Genomic DNA, 458 nt, shown 5'->3' with positions numbered 1-458 from the left:
ATCAACGAATGCGTCAACTCCGGCAGTTCGTCATCCAGCTTCTGGCGCAGGCGCGCAGTCAAAAAAGCAAAGCCCTCCAGCAAGCGTTCGACATCCGCGTCCTGGCCAGCCTCGGCGAGAAACGGCGCCAGAGCGGGATTACGGTCTGAAACACGCCTACCGAGTTGGCGCAGGGCACTGAGTGTGCTTTGACAGTAACTGCCAAGCGTCATCGGTAAAAACCTCAACCCGCCCGGCATCCGTGAGGCGGGCGTGGAACACCACGGGCTGCAGGATGCCGTCAATGGCCCGCTCAGCCTCGATGGCAAACGCCAACTCCAGGGATTCACGCGCCCCCGGCAACAGCCTGACACGTGCATTCGTCAACCGGGGTTCATAGGCCTGGATAAAGCGCTCGATATGTAGACGCGACTGGCTCAAGGACTCATGCAAGCTAAGCCGCATGTCATTGAGGTCAG

At 59.8% G+C, this 458-nt stretch carries 2 protein-coding genes; both read right to left on the bottom strand.

The genetic code is table 11. The annotated features are described in order from the left end of the window. Nucleotides 1-212, bottom strand: a 212-nt coding sequence (locus tag JMV15_RS27970) for a type VI secretion system baseplate subunit TssF (protein ID WP_201491998.1), incomplete at its 3' end; no start/stop codon positions are given. Further along, nucleotides 157-458, bottom strand: a 302-nt coding sequence (gene tssE / locus JMV15_RS27965) for a type VI secretion system baseplate subunit TssE (protein WP_201491997.1), incomplete at its 5' end; no start/stop codon positions are given. The genes tssE and JMV15_RS27970, both read right to left, overlap by 56 nt.

The sequence above is a fragment of the Pseudomonas paracarnis genome (assembly GCF_904063055.1).
Lineage (GTDB): Bacteria > Pseudomonadota > Gammaproteobacteria > Pseudomonadales > Pseudomonadaceae > Aquipseudomonas > Aquipseudomonas paracarnis.
The sequence above is the reverse complement of the archived record's forward strand: the minus strand, read 5'-3'. Positions and strand labels throughout refer to the sequence as shown.